Here is an 18,260-nt window from a genome sequence, read left to right as displayed (position 1 = left end):
GGGTGAGGGTGATCAGCGCGGCGTCGCCGGCCGGGACCGAGACCGTCAGGGTGCTGCCGCTGACGGCGACGGGGGTGGCGGTGGGCGCGGGCAGGGTGCCGTTGGCCTGGACGCTCTGGCCGCCCAGGGTGATGCCGCTGGTGGCGGTCAGGCCGCTCGCGGTCAGGTCGATCCTGCTGCCCGAGCCGAAGTTCGCGCCGAGGTCGAGTTGCAGGGTGCTGGCGCCGTTGCTCGCCGGGTCCTGGACGTTGTCGAGCACGACGGTCATGGTGCCGTCGGCGTGCCGGACCGCGTACGCGCGCACGGCGGCCCAGTCCGGGTTGCTCAGGCTCAGGAAGTTGCCGGTGCCGATCGCGTGCACCGCGGCGAGGCCGTAGTACTCGGGCTGCGCGGCCTCGGTGCCCGCGGTGGCGTCCGCGGCGGTGGGGGCGCACAGCGGGGTGTAGTACATGAACAGCGGCTTGCCGGTGTCGCACTGCAGCACGGTGCCGTGCATGTAGTCCCCTGACACGCCTTCGCGGGCGAAGTCGAGCTGCTCGTCGATCTCCCACAGCGCGGAGGCGTAGACGTCGCTCACCCCCGGCATGCCTTCGCAGACTACGGAGTTGCCCTCGTCGATCACGGCCGGCACGCCCAGTTTCACGGCCTGGGTCACCGCGCTGTCGGCCACGGTGGTCTCGGCGTTGCGCACGGAGGTGCCGAGCAGGTCGGCGATGGTCGGGTCGTCGCCGCTGGAGCAGTCCTTGAGCGGGTAGTAGTGGTTGGTCAGCTCGACGATGTCGGGCTTGGACTTGGCCGCCTCGGCGGAGACGAACGCGCTCTGCCAGGAGGCGGTGGGCGACCCGGCCGCGTCGGAGCCCTCGATCGGCACGCCCGGGGCCGCGGCGGTGATGGCCGCGACGTAGGACTCGAAGTCGGTGAAGTACTGCGCGGTGTTGCCGGAGTACTGCGAGTACAGGTCGGGCTCGTTGCCGATCTCGATGGCCTGCAACGAGGATCCGAGCGCGGCGAGCGCGTGCGCCGCCTCGTCGGCCGCGCGGGCCGGGTCGTCGTGCTTGAGGTCGACGCCGAGGATCACCTTCCAGCCGCTGGCCTTCGCCAGCCCGGCCAGCGCGGTCAGGTCGGCCGGGGTGATGGTGGCGAGGGAGTAGGACGGCGGCGTCTCACCGGTGGAGGTCCAGAAGGTCTCGTCCACCGTGTTCCCGCCGATGCGCATCGTGGAGGAACCCAGGGTCTTGAGATAGCTGGCCAGGTTGCCCGAGGTGAAGGCGGGCAGCGCGAGGTCGGAGGCCTCGAAGGAGAGCCCGAGCGACCCGGCCGTGAGCGAGGCGCTCAGCGGGGCCTGGGTGATGGCGACGACCGGCGGCGTGGCGGCCGCGGCGCTCGGCGCCCCGGCGACCGCGGAGCCGGCCGTCACGAGGGCGAGGGCGAGGGCGGTGCCGGCGGCGGCGAGCCGGCGCGCGCCGAGCGGCCTGTCGCGTCGAGGGCGACGCGGACGGCCGAGGCGTCCGGGACGGGCGGACCGGCCGGGCGGGTAGGGGCTTGCGGTGTGGGTGGCGGTGTTCATGACGATCCCCGGGCTCGCAATCGTGTTCATATATGAGAACAATGATTAGGTGGGTGAACCGTCGTCACGATAGGGCGGGGAAAATGGCCCGTCAACGGCTTGGGGTTCCGGAACCTGGGGGCCGCTTGATCATCCTCGCCCGGCCCGTGCGAGGATGGAGTTCCGTGACGATCACCCATGCGTTCCTGTCCTTCGCCGCCGTCGCGGGCCTGCTGACCATCATCCCCGGTCTCGACACCGCCATCGTGCTGCGCACCGCACTCGCCCAGGGCCGCGCCGCCGCGTTCGCGACCGCCCTCGGCATCGGCACCGGCGGCCTGATCTGGGGCGTGGCCGCCGCGACCGGCGTGTCGGTGCTGCTCACCGCCTCGCACACGGCCTATCTCGCCCTGCGCGTCATCGGCGCAGCCTACCTGGTCTGGATGGGCGGGCGGATGCTGCTCGAGGCGCTGCGCCGCTCCCCTGAAGCGGCCGATGCCGCCGCAACGGCTGCGGCGGACGCGGCAACGGCGTCAGCGCAGCCGGTCCGCCCGCGCCGTGCGCTCCCGCGCGCCTGGTCCCGAGGCCTGACCACGAACCTGCTCAACCCCAAGATCGGCGTGTTCTACGTCGCGATGCTGCCGCAGTTCATCCCGGCCGGCGCGCCGCACCTGCTGATGGGCGCGGCACTGGCGCTGGTGCACGACGTGGAGGGCATGATCTGGTTCACCGGCATCATCCTGACCGCGCACACCGCGCGCCGCCTGTTCACCGACGGCCGGGTCAAGCGCGCCATGGACGCGGTCACCGGCTCGGTGCTGGTCGGCTTCGGCATACGCCTCGCGGCCGCACGCAGCTGACGTCCGCGCGACCGACGTCCGCGTTCCGACAGCAACCGACACGAGAAGACGCGGCGGCGGGGCCGCGCCGTGTGCGCGACCCCGCCGTCAGCAGCGTCCCCGGGCTACGGAAGAGCCTCCAGGATCGCCTTGTACGCGGCGCCGTACCCGGTCGGAGTGCCGGTGTAGTCGCTGATCAGGACGTTGGAGCAGCTGCCCCAGGCGTCCCAGGTCCAGGCCAGGAAGCCGGTGTTCTCGCTCTCCAGCCAGGTGGTCAGCGGGTCGATGTACGTGCCCGCGCAGTCACCCTCGCCCATCTCGCCGACGATCACCGGAACCTTCGCGATGACCGGGGCGACCTGGCTGGTCCAGCAGGACTGGGTGTTGCAGGTGTTGCCGTCGTACGAGTGCCAGGAGGCCACCAGGTCGCCGTCCGGGTCGGTCGGCTCGTAGGTCAGCCACTGGCTCAGGTCGTTGGCGTACTCCTCGCCGCCGAGCATCAGGATGTTGCTGGCGCCGGCGGAGCGGACCGCGTTCACCATCGACTGCATGCCCGCCACCGGATATCCGATGCCGGCGCAGGTGCCGCCGTTCTCCCAGCACTGCCAGCCGGTGGTGGTGCTCCCGGTGGCGCGCGAGGCGTAGGGCTCGTTGAACAGGTCGAAGATCACCGCGTTGTTGCCCTTGAAGGCGGTGGCCACCGAGGTCCAGAACGGGATGGCCTCGGCGGAGTCCGGCATGGGCTTCTGGCAGGTGGCCTGGGCCGAGGAGCAGCCCGAGGACGTGCCGGTGTAGAGCCCGTCGGTCCAGTGCAGGTCCAGGATCGCGACGATGCCGTTGGCGTTGAGCAGTTTGACGTAGTTCTCCACCGCCGCCTGGTAGTACGCGCCGGCGTAGGCGGAGGCCACGTACGACTCCGCGTTCCAGCACGCCTCGTTCAGCGGCACCCGCACGGCCGTGACGTGTGTCCAGCTCTTGATGGCCTGGATGGACGCCTCGTCGACCGGTCCGTCGAAGAAGCCCCAGCCCTGGACGCACGCGTACTCGGCGCCGGAGCGGTTCACCCCGTGCAGGATCACCTGGCTGCCGGCCGCGTTCTCGATCTCGTTGCCGGACACGTGCAGCTGCGGCGCCGGGGTCGCGGCGACCTCGGTGAGGGTGACCGCGGCCGAGGTGTAGCCGGTGGAGCTCGCGGTGAAGGTGCCCGCGCCGGTGCTCGCCGTGTCCGCCGCGACGGTGACGTTCTGCGCGGTGCTCCAGTTCGTCGGGGTGAAGGTGAGGGATGCGCCCGAGCCGACACTCAGACCGCTGTTGCCAGAGGAGCGGGCCACCGCCACGGTCACGTTCGCGGTGGGCGCCTGGGAGAGCGCCACGCCGTAGGTGTCGGTGAAGCCCTGCATCACCGGGGCCGCGCTCGTCGTGGCGACGATCGCGGGGGTGACGGTGGCGGACGGGGTGCAGGTGATGCCGGTCGGCGCGGCATCGCTCGCGCTGAAGGTGCCCTGGAAGCCGAAGGACGTGCTGGAGCCGACCGCGACCGCGCCGTTGTAGCTCAGGTTCGAGGCGGTGACGTACTCCAGGGACTGCACCTGCGAGCTGTTCCAGTTGCTCGTCACCTTCTGGTCGCCACCGAAGGTGAAGGTGACGGTCCAGGCGGTCAGGGCCGTGGTGCCCGAGTCGGTCACCGTCACCGCGGCGACGAATCCGCCGCTCCACGCACTCTGGTTCGCGTAGGTCGCGCTACAGCCTGCGGCAGCGAAAGCCTGCGGAGCGGCGGCGGCGCTCATGCCGACGGCCACCAGCACGGCCGAGACCATCGCGGCGACGCGGCGGCGCAGCCGGGACGGGCGGGCGGCCGCGGCGGTGGGAGCCGGGCCGGGGAAAGGGTGGTGCACGCGTATCTACCTCCTTACCGGAAAGTCCGGAGATCACGTGGCCGACGCGGTTCGTGTCCACGCCGTGTCACGGGGTATCGCGCCCGTGATGGTACAAACCGGCCCGAGTGCGGCCAAGCGGCGCAGGCGCGTCGAAACCAGTTCGACGGGCCTGCGCCGCCTTTCGTCATGAAAGCTCGGATGAAAAGACGACGCGGAAGCCGAAGTCCGCGCTGACCTTGCCGGACACGCGCAGGCCGGCCGGCAGCCGGATCACCCCCTCGTCGATCAGGGCTCGTACACGCCCTCGGCTGAGCCGGAGTCCTTCCATCAGCAGCCGTTCCAGCCGAACGGGCACCGGCAGCTCGAAGCCGACCAGGATCTCGGTGTTCGCGGCGGCCGGGTCGGTGCGAAGGTCGCGATCCAGCGAGGCGAAGGGCATGTCGGTGTCCAAGGCCCAGGTACCAGTCCAGTCGAGCCCGTATCTACGGCGTTCGGCCAGCGCCGCGCTGCAGACGGCCTCGCGTACCAGTGCGGCGTCGTTGTCCTCGAACGCCGCCCGCCGCGCGTCGTCGAAATCGCGGACGTGGACACGCTCGTGCACGGGCACCTTGGAGGTGCGACCGCAGCCGGCGCACAGCACCAGCAGCCAGACGTCGAGCAGCTTGCCGTTCGCGTTGACGCGGAACTTTCCCGAGGCCAGGTGCCGGGTGCAGCTGCAGTCGGGGCAGGCGCGCACGACGGCGGGCAGCCCGAGTCCGCGCACCGTCCACAGGGACTTGCGCGCAATCTGTTGATTCATAGATGAGTGGATTTCCGTGAGTCGTGAGTCTGCCGGATCGGGCGTCACACGCAGCACTCATCGCCGGGCGGCGGCCGGGACGGCCGCGGACACCCGTTGATGTCGTTGCGCTGGTTACTCAGAAGTCCACGCGGTCAGCGTGCTCGGTTCGGGTGCGGCAGGCAACTGATTTTCGGGTTGCCGGGGCAGTCGCGGCCGGTCAGCCGCGCGCGGTCAGCCGCGGCCGAGGGCCCGGGCGAGGCCGATGAGCATGCGTTCCCTGCGACGCAGTGCCTCCGGCCGGCGGGCGCCGGCGCAGGCGAGGCGGGTGGCGAGGTTCATCAGCGGCTCGGGCAGGCCCGCGGAGAGCTGGTCGCCGCCGGTGGCGACGAGGGGCAGCAGGGCCGCGCGCTCGAGGCCGAACACCTTGCGGCAGTAGTAGCCGGCCCGCTCGACGTGGCCGGGGTGGGCGACAAGGCCGAGCGGGTGGCGCGCGTCGAAGTCCATTCCGGCGAAGAAGCCGCCGGCGTGCACGCGCAGGGCGTTCTCCAGCGTGCTCGCGGACTCGATCTCGGCCCGGACGTCGGCGTACCGCGTCAGTGGCCTGCCTTCGACGGTGAGCGTGCGGGCCGCCGCGGCCATCAGGTTGCCCTCGCACTCCTCGTCGGCCGGCCGCCGTGCCACGGCTCCGGCCGCGCCCGCCCAGCCGCCGCTGCACACGACCACGGCCCGCTGCTCGGCGAAGTCGGCGGCGTGCTCGGCGAGGTACTGCGCGAGCCGGTCCACCCGGGCCAGGGCCGCGTCGCTGAGCCGGTCGGTGCGGCCCGGGGCGTGCCCGCGGCCGAAGACGATGATGCCGCGGGCGATCCTCGGCTCGCGCGACGCCATGCGCACCATGCTAACCACGTGAGGGGTCTGATTCTGGGAAAGTCGCCGATGGCGTCGTGCGGCCCGCGGCGGTGAGGATTCCGGCGAGGACCAGGACGGGGATGCCGAGCAGGAACGGGGCGTGCAGTCCGAGGCGGCTCGCGGTGATGCCGCCTAGCCCGGCCCCGGCGAGGGAGGCCGCGGTGATGACGGCCCGATTGATACTGATCACGCGTCCCAACAGGTGCGCGGGCGTTCCGCCGTTGACGGCGAACGGCAGCACCCATGCGATGCCGAAAAGGAAGCCGCCGAGGGGCGGCCCGATGAACTCGCTGCCGGCGATCTCGGCGGTGACCATCCGGCCGTTGGCGCGGTCCAACTGCTCGAGCGGCACGAGGGACGGCACCAGGGTGCCGGCGGCCGTGGCCCGGACCACGTCGGTGGCGCCGGAGACGAACACGACGACGTACAACACGCTCATCGTCGCCCAGCCGGAGGCGATCAGGCCGATCAGCCCCAGCAGGAAGGCGAGCCGGACGGCGTCGGCAGCGATGACGATCTGCCGACGATCGAACCGATCGGCGAGTGACCCGGCCGGCAACGCGAGCAGCACGCCGGGGAGCTGAGTGGCGACGGCCACGCCGGAGATCAGGATCGGGTTGCGGGTCAAGCTCACCGCCAGCAGCGGAAACGCCGCCGCCCGGACACCGTCGCCCAGGTTGGAGAGCAACGTGGCCGACCACAGCCGCCGATACGGTGCGCCCAGCGCCGGCGCTGCCATGGCCGCTCCTCGCGATTGGCACTCTCCCATCGAGAGTGCCAACGAAATCAGCGTTGGCACTCTCGTGTCAAGAGTGCCAACGCTGGTTTGGGGGTGAACGAGGCTGGTCGCGGCCCTAGGGGCTGTGCGGGGTTCAGATCTAGATCAGCGGAACGGCTCAGCGCCGAGTCTGGGCGCCTGTCCGGGGCGCCCTCATACTCGGTCGTCTGTGGGCGTTCCGGACAGGCGGCCAGGCGAAGGCGATCAGCCGTTCCGCCTAGATCTGAACCCCGCACGGCCCCTAGCTCCGCGAGGGGGCCGGCTTCGGCGACGCGGCGCGGGTGAGGTTGCCGCCCGCGCCGGCCGGCAGCAGGGCGCCCTCGACGATGGGGACGATCAGGGTCAGGGCGATGAAGACGAACGCCTCCCGGTAGCTCTCGTGCGGGTCGAGCAGCAGGGCGAAGCGCAGCGCGAGGGCGCCGGACGCGGCGCCGAGGCCGACCGCGAGCTGCTGGATCGTGGACGAGAGCGTGTTGGCGTCGGTGAGGTGGGCGGGGTCGATGTCGGCGAAGGCGACCGTGTTGTACGCGCTGAACCCGGTGGAGCGGAACACCCCGCTGGCCGCGAGCAGCAACAGGATCAGCACCAGCGGCGTGCTCGGGCTCAGTGTGGCCATCAGTGCGACGGTGAGGGCGAGGCCGCAGACCGAGACCACGATGACGGCGCGGAAGCCGAAGCGGCGCAGCAGCGGCGTGGTGGCCGGCTTGATCCCGAGGTTCCCGGCGAACAGGGCCACCAGCGCGGCGCCGGCGTGCGCGGGGGTCCAGCCGAAGTCGTCCACGAACAGTAGCGGCACCAGGAAGGCCACCGCGTTGCACACCACGCGGAAGACCGAGCCGCCCGCGTGCGAGACCCGGAATGTACGAACCCTGAGCGAGCCGAGGCTGATCAGCGGCTCCGGGGCGGTGCGCAGCCGGTGCACCGCGAGCGCCCCGGTAACCACGCCCACCACGGCGCAGCCGAACGCGGGCGCGAGCCCGGCGCCCGGGATCGCCACGATCGCCGCGGCGGCGGTGAGCGAGCCCAGACACACCGCGCTGGACCACCAGCCGCGCACGTCCAGCCGCCGGATCTGCCCTGTGTCCGCGGGTATCGTGCCGACGCAGCACAGGGCGAGCACGCCGAGCGGGAGGTTGAGCAGGAAGATCCAGCGCCAAGACGCGTAGGTGGCCAGGATTCCGCCGATCACCGGCCCCAGCAGCGGCGCGGCGAGCGCGGGCCAGGTGAACAGCGCCACCGCGCGGATCACCTCCTCGCGCCGGATGTCGCGCAGCACCACCAGCCGCCCGACCGGGACCATCAGCGCGCCGCCGATGCCCTGCGCCACCCGCGCCGCGACCAGGATCGCCAGCGAGGGCGCGGCCGCGCACAGCGCCGAGGAGAGGGTGAAGACGACCACCGCGAGGGCGAAGGTGCGCCGCCCGCCGAACCGGTCCACCACCCAGCCGCCCAGCGGGATGAACGCCGCGACCGTGATCAGGTAGGCGCTGATCGGCACGGCCATCGCGGCGGAGGAGACCCCGAGCGCGGCGGCGACCCGGGGCGAGGCCGTGGTCAGCGCCGTCCCGTCGAGCAGCTCCATGAACATGGCGCCGGCCACCAGCAACGCGGTCGGGCGGGACAGGGTGCCGGGTTCTCGCGACGCGGAGGCTATGCGCATGGCGTTCAGCATCCCATCCGGCCCGGGGTTTCGCGGAATCCCTCGTATGATCGACCATTGGTATGCGTGTCGTCACACTGAGTTTCCGGTTCGGGCCCGCGGGTCAGGGAGCGTGCGGCGCGATCGCCTCGGCGAGCCGGCGGGAGAGCTCGGAGCCGGGCGGGGCGAGGAAGGCGACCAGCGTCTTGTCGTCGTCCGCGGCGTGCATCTTGACGTACTCGCACTCGATCCGGCCCAGCCGCGGGTGGCGGACCGCGCGGCCGGCCGGGACGTACGTGGCTACCTCCCGGCTGCGCCAGAGCTCGCGGAACTCCGCGCTCTCGCCCTCGAGCTCGGTCACCAGCGCGGTGATCGACGCGTCGAGCACGCCCGGTCCGAGCTGCGCCCGGAACACCCCGACCGCGTGCGCGGCGTCGGCGGCCCAGTCCTCGGAGATCGCCCGCGCGGCCGGCGAGGTGAAGGTGAGCCACAGGACATTGCGACGCTCGGGCGGGAAGCGTTCCAGGTCCAGGTACAGGGCCGCGGCGCCGCGGTTCCAGGCGAGCAGGTCGAAGCGGCGGTTGACCAGGTAGGCCGGATTCGGCTCGAGCTGCTCGAGCAACAGCCGGTACGAGGGCGCCACGGCGCCGGCCAGATCCGGCGGACTCGCCGGTGCCGCCTCGCCGGCCAGCTGGAACAGGTGCTCGGTCTCCTTGGTGTCGAGGCCCAGCACGCCGACCAGGCTGCCGAGCACCTCGCGCGAAGCCCGGATCTGGCGCGCCTGCTCGAGCCAGGTGTACCAGGTCACGCTCACCCCGGCGAGGGTGGCGACCTCCTCGCGGCGCAGGCCCGGGGTCTTGCGCCGCGCGCCCACGGGCAGGCCCACGTCCTGCGGGCGACGCCGTTCGCGCCGGCTGCGCAGGAAGTCGGCCAGCTCACGCCGTCGCTCGGCCGCCGTCCCCATCATTCGCCCAGGATATCGAGTTCGCACCGTCGAGTCCCGACCCTGGTGGTCCGAGTACCGGTGTGCACGCAATCTGGATGCCCGGCCGCGCGGCTGCCAGCCTGATGACGTACCCGGAGATCGAAGCCGGAGTACGTACACGAATTTCGTACACGAATGCCGTACACGGATTTCGTACACGGATACGACGAGGGGCGAGACGATGCGCGCAGTGATCATGGGCGGTACGGCCGGAATCGGCCTGGCGAGCGCGGAGGCGCTCGCGGCGGACGGAATGGAGGTGATCGTGTGCGGGCGCGACGCGGCCCGGCTCGCTGCGATCGAGGACAAGGTGGCCGTGGCCGAGCGGCTCGACGGGACGGACGAGGCTGCGGTGGCGGCGTTCTTCGCCCGGATCGGCGCGTTCGAGCACCTCGTGCTCGCCTTCAGCCCCGGCGCCCGCGGCCTCGGTCCGCTCAAGGACACCGATATCGCGGAGGTGAAGGGCGCGCTCGAGGGCAAGCTCTTCGCCTATCTGTATGCGATCCAGCAGGCGCAGGTGACCGGCTCGATCACGGTGGTCTCCGCGGCGTCCTCGCGGGCCGCGCTGCCCGGCACCGTCGCCCTGGCCGCGGCCAACGGCGCGCTCGACCGGATCGTGCCGCCGCTCGCGGCCGAGCTCGCGCCGGTCCGGGTCAACGCCGTCTCGCCGGGCGCGGTGGACACCGCCTGGTGGTCTTTCCTGCCGGACGAGGCACGCCGAGCCCAGTTCGCCGCGGCGGCCGAGAGCGTGCCGGCCAAGCGGATCGGACAGCCCGCGGACGTGGCCGAGGCCATCAGGTACCTGATCAACGCCTCCTACGTGACCGGCACGATCCTGCCGGTGGACGGGGGCTTCACGGTGTCCTGACCAGCCGCCGCGCCCCGTGTCCGGCCGCGGGCCCACCGATCAGTTTTCGAGAAGCGGGCGCCGCGGCCCCTTCTTAGGATGGGAGATCCAGAGGGACCGACACGGGAGGAACGCCGCGATGGCGCAGGCGAAGAAGAGCACGAAGCGCACGGCCGAGTCCGAGGGGTCCTACGCGGGCTTCTCGGACGAGGAACGCGAGGCGATGAAGGACCACGCGAAGGAGCTCAAGGCCTCCTCGCGCGGCGGAGCCAAGGCGGAGAAGGCCGCCGAGGAGGCCGCCGCCGTGGTCGAGAAGATCGCCGGGTTCGACGAGCCGGACCGCGTCCTGGGCGAGCGGATCCACGCGCTGGTCCAGGAGAACGCCCCGGAACTCGCGCCGCGGCTGTGGTACGGCATGCCCGCGTACGCCAGGGACGGCAGGATCGTCTGCCACTTCCAGCCCGCGCAGAAGTTCAAGACCCGGTACGCGACGATCGGCTTCAGCGACGCCGCGCACCTCGACGACGGCGCGTTCTGGCCGGTCGGCTACGCCCTGACCACGCTGAGCGCGGCCGACGAGAAGCGCATCGCGGCCCTGATCAAGCAGGCGGCGGCGGGCTGAGCAGGGCCTTGGCGGCGAAGGTGCGCCGGTAGACGTCCGGGGAGACGCCCACGGCCGCGTGGAAGTGGCGCCGCAGCGTGGTCGCCGTGCCCATCCCGGCGGCCTCGGCGACCGCGTCGATGCCCTGCTCGGTGTTCTCCAGCAGGTCCTGGGCCCGGCGGATGCGCTGGATGAGCAGCCACTGCAGCGGGGTGGTGCCGGTGGCCGCGCGGAACTGCCGGGCCAGGTGGCGCGAGCTCAAGTTGGCCTGCCGGGCCAGGTCCTCCACGGTCAGCCGCCGGTCGAGCCGCGCCATCGTCCAGGACAGCAGGTCGGCCAGCGGGTGGTCGGCGCGGGCGGGCACCGGGGTGGTGACGAACTGGGCCTGGCCGCCGGCCCGATGCGGCGGCACGACCATGCGCCGGGCCACCGCGTTGGCGACGGTCGGGCCGTGGTCGCGGCGGATCAGGTGCAGGCACAGGTCGATCGCGGCGGCCTTGCCGGCCGAGGCGAGCACCCGGCCGTTGTCCACGTAGAGCACGTCCGGGTCGACCCGCACCCGCGGATAGCGGGCCGCGAGCACGTCGGTGTGGGCCCAGTGCGTGGTCGCGCGCAGGCCGTCGAGGACCCCGGCGGCGGCGAGCACGAACGCGCCCGTGCACAGCGAGACCAGCCGCGCCCCGCGTTCGTGTGCCGCGCGGACCGCGTCGAGCAGCGCGGGCGGGATCTCGGCGTCCACGTCGGCGATGGACGGGACGATCACGGTCTCGGCGCGGGCGAGCCGGTCGAGGCCGTCGTCCGGCTCGATCACGAAGCGCCCGGCCTGGATCGGGCCCTGGGCGCACACCACGACGTCGTACCAGGGATCGGCCAGGCCGGTCGGGTCGAGGGTGAAGATCTCGCAGGCCGTCGCGAGCTCGTAGTGCAGCATGCCGTCGAGGGCGGCGAAGGCGAGCGTGGTCATGTCCGAAACTGTATGGGACGTGGCGTTCCCGCCGCTGGTTCGGCGGTGGCCGCGCTGACACGATCTCCCCATGGACACAGCGAAGTCGGATATGGGTTCGGATCGGACCGTGGTGGCGGTCTTCGGGGCGTACGGGCACACCGGGCGGTTCGTGGTGGCGGAGCTGCTCGAACGCGGCCACGTCCCGCTGCTCGTCGGCCGCGACGCGGACAAGCTGCGGGACCTTGCGCTCGCCTACCCGGGCCTGAGCGCGCGCACCGCCTCGGTGGACGACGCGGCCTCGCTCGACCGCGCGTTCGAGGGCGCGGCCGCGGTGATCAACTGCGCCGGACCGTTCGCGGCCACCGGCGGCCCGGTGATCGAGGCCGCGCTGCGAGCCGGGATTCCTTACGTGGACGTGGCGGCCGAGATCGAGGCCAACGCCGACACCTTCGCGCAGTACTCGGAGCGGGCGCGCGCGGCGGGCGTGAGCGTGGTGCCGGCGATGGCGTTCTTCGGCGGGCTGGGCGATCTGCTGGCCACCGCGGCGATGCGCGGCGGGGACGGCGCGGGCGGCACGGACGCGGAGTGGGACGCGGCGGACGAGGCGCACGTGGCCTACGGGCTGAGCAGCTGGCACCCCACCTCCGGCACGCGCTTGGCCGGCACTGTCTCGCGGGAGCGGCGTGCGGGGCAGCGTGTGCGCTTCACCGGCGGCCGGCTCGACTACTACACCGACGAGGCCGAACTGCCGAGCCTCGCGTGGTCCTTCCCGGAGCCGACCGGCACCCGGAAGGTGCTCGGCGACTTCACGATGGCCGACGTCGTCACCATCCCCAGCCACCTGCGCGTTCGCGAGGTGCGCAACTACATGTCGGTCGAGGCGGCCGAGGATCTCGCCGCCCCGGACACCGCGCCGATCGCGGTGGACGAGCGCGGCCGCTCGGCGCAGACTTTCGTCGTCGACGTCGTGCTGCGCGCCGGGGACGAGCGGCGCCGCGCGGTGGCCCGCGGCCGGGACATCTACGCCGTGAGCGCGCCGCTCGCGGTGGAGGCGGTGGAGCGCATCCTCTCCGGCCGGGTGCGCACGACCGGCGTCGCCTCGGCCGGAGCGGCGTTCGACGCGGCCGACTTCCTGCGCGCTCTGGCCCCCCACGTGACCTTCGAGGTGTTCGAGGTAGCCCGGATGCACGAGGGCTGAGCGGCCCGCGCGCCAGTCCGGATGCGTGCGGGCGCGCGGGCGGCCAGGGTGGCGGGTGAGCGACGTCGACGAGAGCAGGCACGATGGCCGAGATCCTCTTCATGATGACCGGAAGCGACCACTGGACGCTCAAGGACGGCACCCGCCGCCCGAGCGGGTTCTGGGCCGAGGAGGCCGTGACGCCGCTGGAGGCGTTCCGGGCGGCGGGCCACCGGGTGACCGTGGCCACGCCCGGCGGCGTGGTCCCGCCGGCCGACCCGGCCAGCCTGGAACCGGGGGCGAACGGCGGGGACGAGGGCGCGGCGCGGATGCGTAAGGCGGTCGGCCAGTCGCCCGAGTTCGCCAGCCCGGTCGCGCTGGGCGACGTGGACCCGGCCCGCTACGCGGCGGTGTACGTGCCGGGCGGACACGGGCCGATGGAGGACCTCGCGGTGGATCCGGACGCGGGCCGGGTGCTGACCGGCGCGCTGGACGCGGGCATGCCCATCGGCATCGTCTGCCACGGCCCGGCCGCGCTGCTCACGGCGACCAGGGAGGATGGGACGAACGCGTTCGCCGGGTTCGGCATCACCTGTTTCACGGACAAGGAAGAGGAGCTGGCCGGCACCGCCGCCGCGGCGCCCTGGCTGCTCGAGACCCGGCTCAAGCAGGTCGGACTGCAGGTCGAGGACGGCGCGCCGTTCCGTCCGCACACCGCGCGCGACCGCAACCTGCACACCGGGCAGAACCCGAGCTCCTCCGCGCCGCTGGCCGCCGAACTCATCAGCGTGCTGCAATAGCCGGAGCGCAACGGCGGTAGGCGGGGACGACAGGAGGATTGCAGTGCGCGCGATCGTGCAGAGCGAGTACGGCGGCCCCGAGGTGCTCGAGCAGGCCGACCTGCCGGTGCCCGAGCCGGGGCCCGGCGAGATCCGGATCCGGGTGCGGGCCGCGGCGGTGAACCCGACCGACTGGAAGCACCGGGCCGCGCCGCTCTTCCTCGGCCGGCTGCCGCTGGTGCTCGGCTGGGACGTGGCCGGGATCGTGGACAAGCTGGGCTACGGGGTGACGATCTTCGACCAGGGCGACGAGGTCTTCGGCATGCTGCCGTACCCGCACGGGGTCGGCGGATACGCCGAATACGTGCTCGCTCCCGCGCGCGCCATGGTCCGCAAACCGGAGAACCTCGACTTCGTCGAGGCCGCCGCGCTGCCGCTGGCCTCGCTCACCGCGTGGCAGGCGCTCAACGACACCGCGCACCTGACCGCCGGACAACGGGTCCTGATTCAGGGCGCGGCGGGCGGCGTGGGCCATCTCGCCGTGCAGATCGCGGCACGGATGGGCGCGAAGGTCATCGGCACCGCGAGCGCCGAGGATCTGGAGTACGTGCGTTCACTCGGCGCGGCCGAGGCGCTCGACTACCGCACCACCGACCTGCGCGAGGCGGTGCGCGAGGCCGATGCCGCGCTGGTCCCGCTGGTCGGCGACGCCCGTGTCAATGCCCTGAGCACGGTGCGGGCGGGCGGCACCTTCGTCACGCTGCTGCGCACCGAGCCGGGCGGCCCGGAAGAGCGCGTCGCGGCCGAACGCGGCGTGCGCTACCGGACCATGCTGGTGCAGGACGACCACGCCGGCATGCAGGTGATCGCCGACCTCGCCCGTTCCGGCGGCCTGCGCGCCCGCATCCACGACGCGCTGCCGCTCTCGGCCGCCGCCGAGGCGCACCGCCTGGGCGAGGCGGGGCGGATCGACGGGAAACTGGTGCTGGTGGTGGCCTGAGCCGCGGGCCGCGCCGGTCGCCGCCGGGCCGCCTCGGCTACATCGCCGGAGTTTGTCGCCGGGCTACTTCACCGGGTCGAGCACCACGATCGGGATCTCGCGCGGGGTGTGGGCCTGGTAGGCGTCGTAGTCCGGCCAGATCCCGGACATCACGGTCCAGAGCCTGGTGCGCTCCTCGCCCTCGGCGACCCGGGCCCGGGCGGTGAACTTCTCCCCCTTGACCTGCACGTGCACCTCGGGGTGCGCGACGAGGTTGGTGTACCAGACCGGGTGCGTGGGCGCGCCGCCCTTGGAGGCCACCACCACGTACGCGTCCCCGGCCCGGCCGTAGATCAGCGCCGTGCGCCGCCACACGCCGGACTTGCGCCCGAGCACGGTCAGCAGCAGGATCGGCGCGCCGCCGCGGAACTCGTGGCCCTCGGCGCCGTCGGTGCGCACGTAGGTCTGGATGTGGGAGTTGACCCAGTCGCTGGGACTGTCGACGACCTTGCTCTCGTCGAACGGCGTTTCCGTGCCACTCATGCCTCTACCTCCGCCTCGATGGTTCAGCGTGTCCCCCAGCCTACGCTCCGGCCTTGACATCCTCGGGGAGGCGGACCGGCTGATCAGGCGTCGGCCTGCGCACCGTCGTCGAAGACGTAGACGTTCAGCGTCGGGTACTCGGTGTCGAGCTCGCCCAGCGGGCGGTAGGCGTACATCCGGCCGTCCGACTCGAGGAACGCCGTGGACCAGTTGTGCACCCGGGTACGGCGGCCGTCGAGGGGACCGCCGCGCAGCACGACGTTCGGATCGGGATGGTCGACGAACTTCGACTGCTCCATGAGTTCATGGAACGGCCCTGGCGGCGCGGCGGCAAGCAGGCGTCGGCCATGCGGGCAGTGCGGGTGCGGGCCGCGCGGACCGGCCCGCTCCCGGTTCGCTGCTCCCGGCTCACTGCTGCCGCGGGTGCGGCGGGGTGAGCAGGAACGCCAGGGCCATCGCGGCGACCGGGACCGCGCACAGCACGGTGAACACCCCGCGCGGCCCGTGGCTGTCGGCGATCGCGCCGAGCACCGGGGAGACGAGGCCGCCGACGCTCACGCCGAGGCCGAGGGTGACTCCGGCGGCGGTGCCGGGACGGGCGGGCAGGTAGTCCTGGCCCAGCTTGACCAGCACCGCGAACGGGATGTTGAGCACCAGCCCGGCCAGCACGGCGAACAGCAGCGGGGCGAACGCGCCGGGGCACAGCCGCAGCGCCACCAGCGCGGGCAGGCCCAGCGCGCTGCCGAGCCGCACGGTGCGGATGGTGCCGATCCGGTCCGCGATCCGGCCGCCGGCCAGGGTCCCGAGCACTCCGCCGACCAGGAAGCAGGCCAGGGCGGTCCCGGCCAGCGCGCGGGAGGCGTGCAGTGAGCGCAGCCAGTACAGCTCGATGAAGGTATTGATACCGAAGAAGGCGATGGAGCGCACCACCTCGATGCCGGTCAGCACCGCGAACGGGCGCCACTGGTCGGGGCCGGTATAGGACACGCCGTGCGCGCCGACCGCTCCGGCCGTCCCCGCCGCGGCGTTCCGACGGGCCTTCGCACGCAGCAACGCGTACCCGGCCAACAGCGCGGGCGGGATGAACAAGGCAGTGGCGCCGACGCCGAGGGCGGACAGGGCCGGGGTGGCGAGCACCGGGGCGAGGAAGAACCCGACGCTGCCGCCGGCGGCGAAGAAGCTCATGGCCGAGGCGCTCTCCCCCGCCGCCTCGCGGGCGGACTTCCCGGCGGCGGGATGGAACATCGCCACACCCGCGCCCGAGACCAGGATCAGCAGCCAGACCAGCGCGTACGACCCGGCGAGACCGGACAGCCCGGCACCGAGCCCGGCGATGGCGACGCCGGCGGCCGCGAGTCCGCCGAGGCGGAAGCGGTCCACGGCCAGTCCGATGAACGGCTGGGGCAGCGACGCACCGAGGGTCGCGGCGAGGGTGAGGCCCGAGGCGGCGAGGTAGCTGTAGTGCCGGTCCAACACGAAGTAGGGCACGCTCGCGGGGATCAGGCCCTGGTAGAAGTCGTCCACGGCGTGCGCGGTGGCCCACAGGCGCATCCGCGGCCAGGCACGCTGCGGCGCAGGGGCTGCGGACGCGTCGGACGCCTCGGTCGTGGCGGCGGTGGCGGGTGGCTCGGGCGGCCCCGCCTGGGTGAGGATCGCGTTCATGCCTCGACTCTGGCGCCCGGGGCATGGTGCCGACTTCCGATATTCTGCCGATTCATGTCGGTAAACCGCCTCGATCTGTCCGGCCCCACCCGGCGGTCGCTGCTGTCCGGCGAGCTCATCGACTGGCACGACCACTCCGTGAACCAACTGTGCTATCCGCTGCGCGGCGTACTCGAGATCTCGACCCCGCTCGGGGTCTGGGTGGTCCCCTCACACCGGGCGGTGTGGATCCCGGCGGGCGTGCCGCACGCGCACCGCGCCTACGGTGCGACCGAGATGCGCACCCTGGTCTTCCCGCAGACCGTCAACCCCCTGCGTCTGGACCGGCCGACCGTGCTGGCGACGGATCCGTTGCTGCGGGAGGTGATCGTCGCACTCAGCGAAGCTCAGGACCCTGACGGAGTCGGGCGACCGCAGGCGGACGAGCTCGACGCCACGCAGCGCCACCACCTCGAACTGGTCGCGCTCGACCGTCTACGGCTGGTCGAGGAGCTGGCGTTCTCGCTGCCCGCGCCGCAGGACGACCGCCTGCGCGCCGTCGCCGCCCTGCTCACCGCCGACCCGGCCGACGAGCGTTCCCTGGCCGAACTCGGCCGCGTCGTCGGCGCCGCCGAACGGACTCTCAGCAGGCTGTTTCGCACCGAGCTCGGCATGAGTTTCCCGCAGTGGCGCGGCCAACTGCGCCTCCAACGAGCCCTGACGCTCCTGGCCGCGGGCAGCTCGGTGACCACCGTCGCGGGGCTCTGCGGGTTCCGCAGCCCGAGCGCGTTCATCGACGCGTTCCGCCGGGCGTTCGGCACGACGCCGGGCCGCTACCGCGAGAGCGCCCGGCCGCGTCCCGGGGCCCGCTGACCCGGACGGCGCACCGACCTGGACGAGATCAGGGCCGGGGACGCAGCTCGCGGCGCAGCACGAGCCGGACGCCGGACCAGGCGTCATCGATGGCGCAGATCTTGTTGTCCACGAGGCCGGTGGGCAGCGCCACCTCGCGCACGACGTCCGCGTCCACCTCGGTCGCGATCCCCGAGGCGCGCTTGGGCCACCCGATCCACAGCCCGCCCGCGGGCGTGAGCAGCCCGGCGTCGGCCCCCGCCACTGCGTCGGCCAACGCGCGACGGGTCGTGGCGAACCACACCACGACGTCGTACGGCCCCGAATCGACCGCGGTCGCCGCGCCGGCCGCGGCCTCGAGCGTGACGTCCGGCGGCAACGGCCCGAGCGCGGCCTCGAACGTGACCGGCGCGTTCACCACGGCCACCCGCTGCCCCGGCTTGACGCCCAGCTTGCGCGGCAGCGGCGTGCCTTGCTTCTCGGCCATCTCCCCAGCCTAGACGACAAGCCGCCCGAGCCGGGCGCCCGGCGGGGGGCGGGTGGC

19 protein-coding genes are annotated in these 18,260 nt (G+C 72.7%); 7 read left to right on the top strand and 12 right to left on the bottom strand.

All coding sequences use genetic code 11. The features are described 5' to 3' along the window. Window positions 1–1,597, bottom strand: a 1,597-nt coding sequence (locus KDL01_RS27510) for a glycosyl hydrolase family 79 C-terminal domain-containing protein (protein WP_212531525.1), incomplete at its 3' end; no start/stop codon positions are given. A gap of 134 nt (window positions 1,598–1,731) precedes the next feature. Here KDL01_RS27510 and KDL01_RS27505 point away from each other — a divergent pair. Continuing rightward, entirely contained in the window at window positions 1,732–2,406 is a 675-nt protein-coding gene (locus tag KDL01_RS27505) for a LysE family translocator (protein WP_212531524.1), read from the top strand. A 104-nt stretch (window positions 2,407–2,510) separates the two neighbouring features. On the opposite strand, the gene KDL01_RS27500 is transcribed toward KDL01_RS27505, so the two are convergent. The 6 genes from KDL01_RS27500 to KDL01_RS27475 form a co-directional block, all read right to left on the bottom strand. Further along, on the bottom strand, window positions 2,511–4,280 hold the full coding sequence (locus tag KDL01_RS27500; RefSeq protein WP_212531523.1) for a cellulase family glycosylhydrolase: 1,770 nt from the start codon (window positions 4,278–4,280) through the stop codon (window positions 2,511–2,513). Window positions 4,281–4,446: 166 nt separating this feature from the next. Next, entirely contained in the window at window positions 4,447–5,109 is a 663-nt protein-coding gene (locus KDL01_RS27495; RefSeq protein ID WP_212531522.1) for a DUF1062 domain-containing protein, read from the bottom strand. A gap of 165 nt (window positions 5,110–5,274) precedes the next feature. After that, the gene (locus KDL01_RS27490; RefSeq protein ID WP_212531521.1) at window positions 5,275–5,928 is read right to left on the bottom strand and encodes an ElyC/SanA/YdcF family protein; all 654 of its coding nucleotides are present in this window, start codon (window positions 5,926–5,928) and stop codon (window positions 5,275–5,277) included. A gap of 10 nt (window positions 5,929–5,938) precedes the next feature. Beyond that, complete coding sequence (locus tag KDL01_RS27485; protein WP_212531520.1) at window positions 5,939–6,688, bottom strand: MFS transporter; 750 nt, start codon at window positions 6,686–6,688, stop codon at window positions 5,939–5,941. Between the two features lie 280 nt (window positions 6,689–6,968). After that, window positions 6,969–8,387: an MFS transporter gene (locus tag KDL01_RS27480; RefSeq protein WP_212531519.1), complete on the bottom strand. Its 1,419-nt coding sequence runs from the start codon at window positions 8,385–8,387 to the stop codon at window positions 6,969–6,971. A gap of 103 nt (window positions 8,388–8,490) precedes the next feature. Beyond that, complete coding sequence (locus KDL01_RS27475) at window positions 8,491–9,333, bottom strand: helix-turn-helix transcriptional regulator (protein WP_212531518.1); 843 nt, start codon at window positions 9,331–9,333, stop codon at window positions 8,491–8,493. 199 nt (window positions 9,334–9,532) lie between these two features. Between KDL01_RS27475 and KDL01_RS27470 the strand changes: the two genes are divergently transcribed. Together KDL01_RS27470 and KDL01_RS27465 are read left to right on the top strand one after the other, a co-directional pair. After that, window positions 9,533–10,219, top strand: a complete 687-nt coding sequence (locus tag KDL01_RS27470) for an SDR family oxidoreductase (RefSeq protein ID WP_212531517.1) — start codon at window positions 9,533–9,535, stop codon at window positions 10,217–10,219. Window positions 10,220–10,337: 118 nt separating this feature from the next. Beyond that, window positions 10,338–10,820 carry an iron chaperone gene (locus KDL01_RS27465; RefSeq protein ID WP_212531516.1) on the top strand — a complete coding sequence of 161 codons (483 nt, stop codon included), beginning with the start codon at window positions 10,338–10,340 and terminating at the stop codon, window positions 10,818–10,820. Here the strand turns inward: KDL01_RS27465 and KDL01_RS27460 are convergent. Beyond that, on the bottom strand, window positions 10,798–11,763 hold the full coding sequence (locus KDL01_RS27460; protein WP_212531515.1) for a helix-turn-helix domain-containing protein: 966 nt from the start codon (window positions 11,761–11,763) through the stop codon (window positions 10,798–10,800). The two genes, KDL01_RS27465 and KDL01_RS27460, sit on opposite strands and share 23 nt — an antisense overlap. A gap of 91 nt (window positions 11,764–11,854) precedes the next feature. Between KDL01_RS27460 and KDL01_RS27455 the strand changes: the two genes are divergently transcribed. The 3 genes from KDL01_RS27455 (at window position 11,855) to KDL01_RS27445 (ending at window position 14,701) form a co-directional block, all read left to right on the top strand. Then, window positions 11,855–12,943, top strand: coding sequence for a saccharopine dehydrogenase NADP-binding domain-containing protein (locus KDL01_RS27455; RefSeq protein ID WP_368861663.1), 1,089 nt, complete (start codon window positions 11,855–11,857; stop codon window positions 12,941–12,943). Between the two features lie 83 nt (window positions 12,944–13,026). Then, window positions 13,027–13,722 (top strand): type 1 glutamine amidotransferase domain-containing protein, encoded by a 696-nt coding sequence (locus tag KDL01_RS27450; RefSeq protein ID WP_212531513.1) that lies wholly within the window; start codon window positions 13,027–13,029, stop codon window positions 13,720–13,722. A gap of 43 nt (window positions 13,723–13,765) precedes the next feature. After that, window positions 13,766–14,701 carry an NADP-dependent oxidoreductase gene (locus KDL01_RS27445; RefSeq protein ID WP_212531512.1) on the top strand — a complete coding sequence of 312 codons (936 nt, stop codon included), beginning with the start codon at window positions 13,766–13,768 and terminating at the stop codon, window positions 14,699–14,701. Window positions 14,702–14,764: 63 nt separating this feature from the next. Here KDL01_RS27445 and KDL01_RS27440 read toward each other — a convergent pair whose 3' ends face one another. The 3 genes from KDL01_RS27440 to KDL01_RS27430 form a co-directional block, all read right to left on the bottom strand. Further along, window positions 14,765–15,223 (bottom strand): nitroreductase family deazaflavin-dependent oxidoreductase, encoded by a 459-nt coding sequence (locus tag KDL01_RS27440; protein ID WP_212531511.1) that lies wholly within the window; start codon window positions 15,221–15,223, stop codon window positions 14,765–14,767. 83 nt (window positions 15,224–15,306) lie between these two features. Then, a complete protein-coding gene (locus tag KDL01_RS27435; protein ID WP_212531510.1) occupies window positions 15,307–15,522 on the bottom strand; it encodes a hypothetical protein in 216 nt (71 codons plus the stop codon). A gap of 109 nt (window positions 15,523–15,631) precedes the next feature. Continuing rightward, window positions 15,632–16,885 (bottom strand): MFS transporter, encoded by a 1,254-nt coding sequence (locus KDL01_RS27430; RefSeq protein WP_212531509.1) that lies wholly within the window; start codon window positions 16,883–16,885, stop codon window positions 15,632–15,634. A gap of 54 nt (window positions 16,886–16,939) precedes the next feature. On the opposite strand from KDL01_RS27430, the gene KDL01_RS27425 reads away from it, so the two are divergent. Continuing rightward, the gene (locus tag KDL01_RS27425) at window positions 16,940–17,737 is read left to right on the top strand and encodes a helix-turn-helix domain-containing protein (RefSeq protein WP_212531508.1); all 798 of its coding nucleotides are present in this window, start codon (window positions 16,940–16,942) and stop codon (window positions 17,735–17,737) included. Between the two features lie 28 nt (window positions 17,738–17,765). Here KDL01_RS27425 and KDL01_RS27420 read toward each other — a convergent pair whose 3' ends face one another. Continuing rightward, entirely contained in the window at window positions 17,766–18,203 is a 438-nt protein-coding gene (locus KDL01_RS27420) for a DUF3052 family protein (protein WP_212531507.1), read from the bottom strand. Between the last annotated feature and the right edge of the window lie 57 nt (window positions 18,204–18,260).

It is taken from the genome of Actinospica durhamensis (assembly GCF_018139695.1).
Lineage (GTDB): Bacteria > Actinomycetota > Actinomycetes > Streptomycetales > Catenulisporaceae > Actinospica > Actinospica durhamensis.
This window is presented reverse-complemented; position numbering and strand designations above follow the sequence as displayed.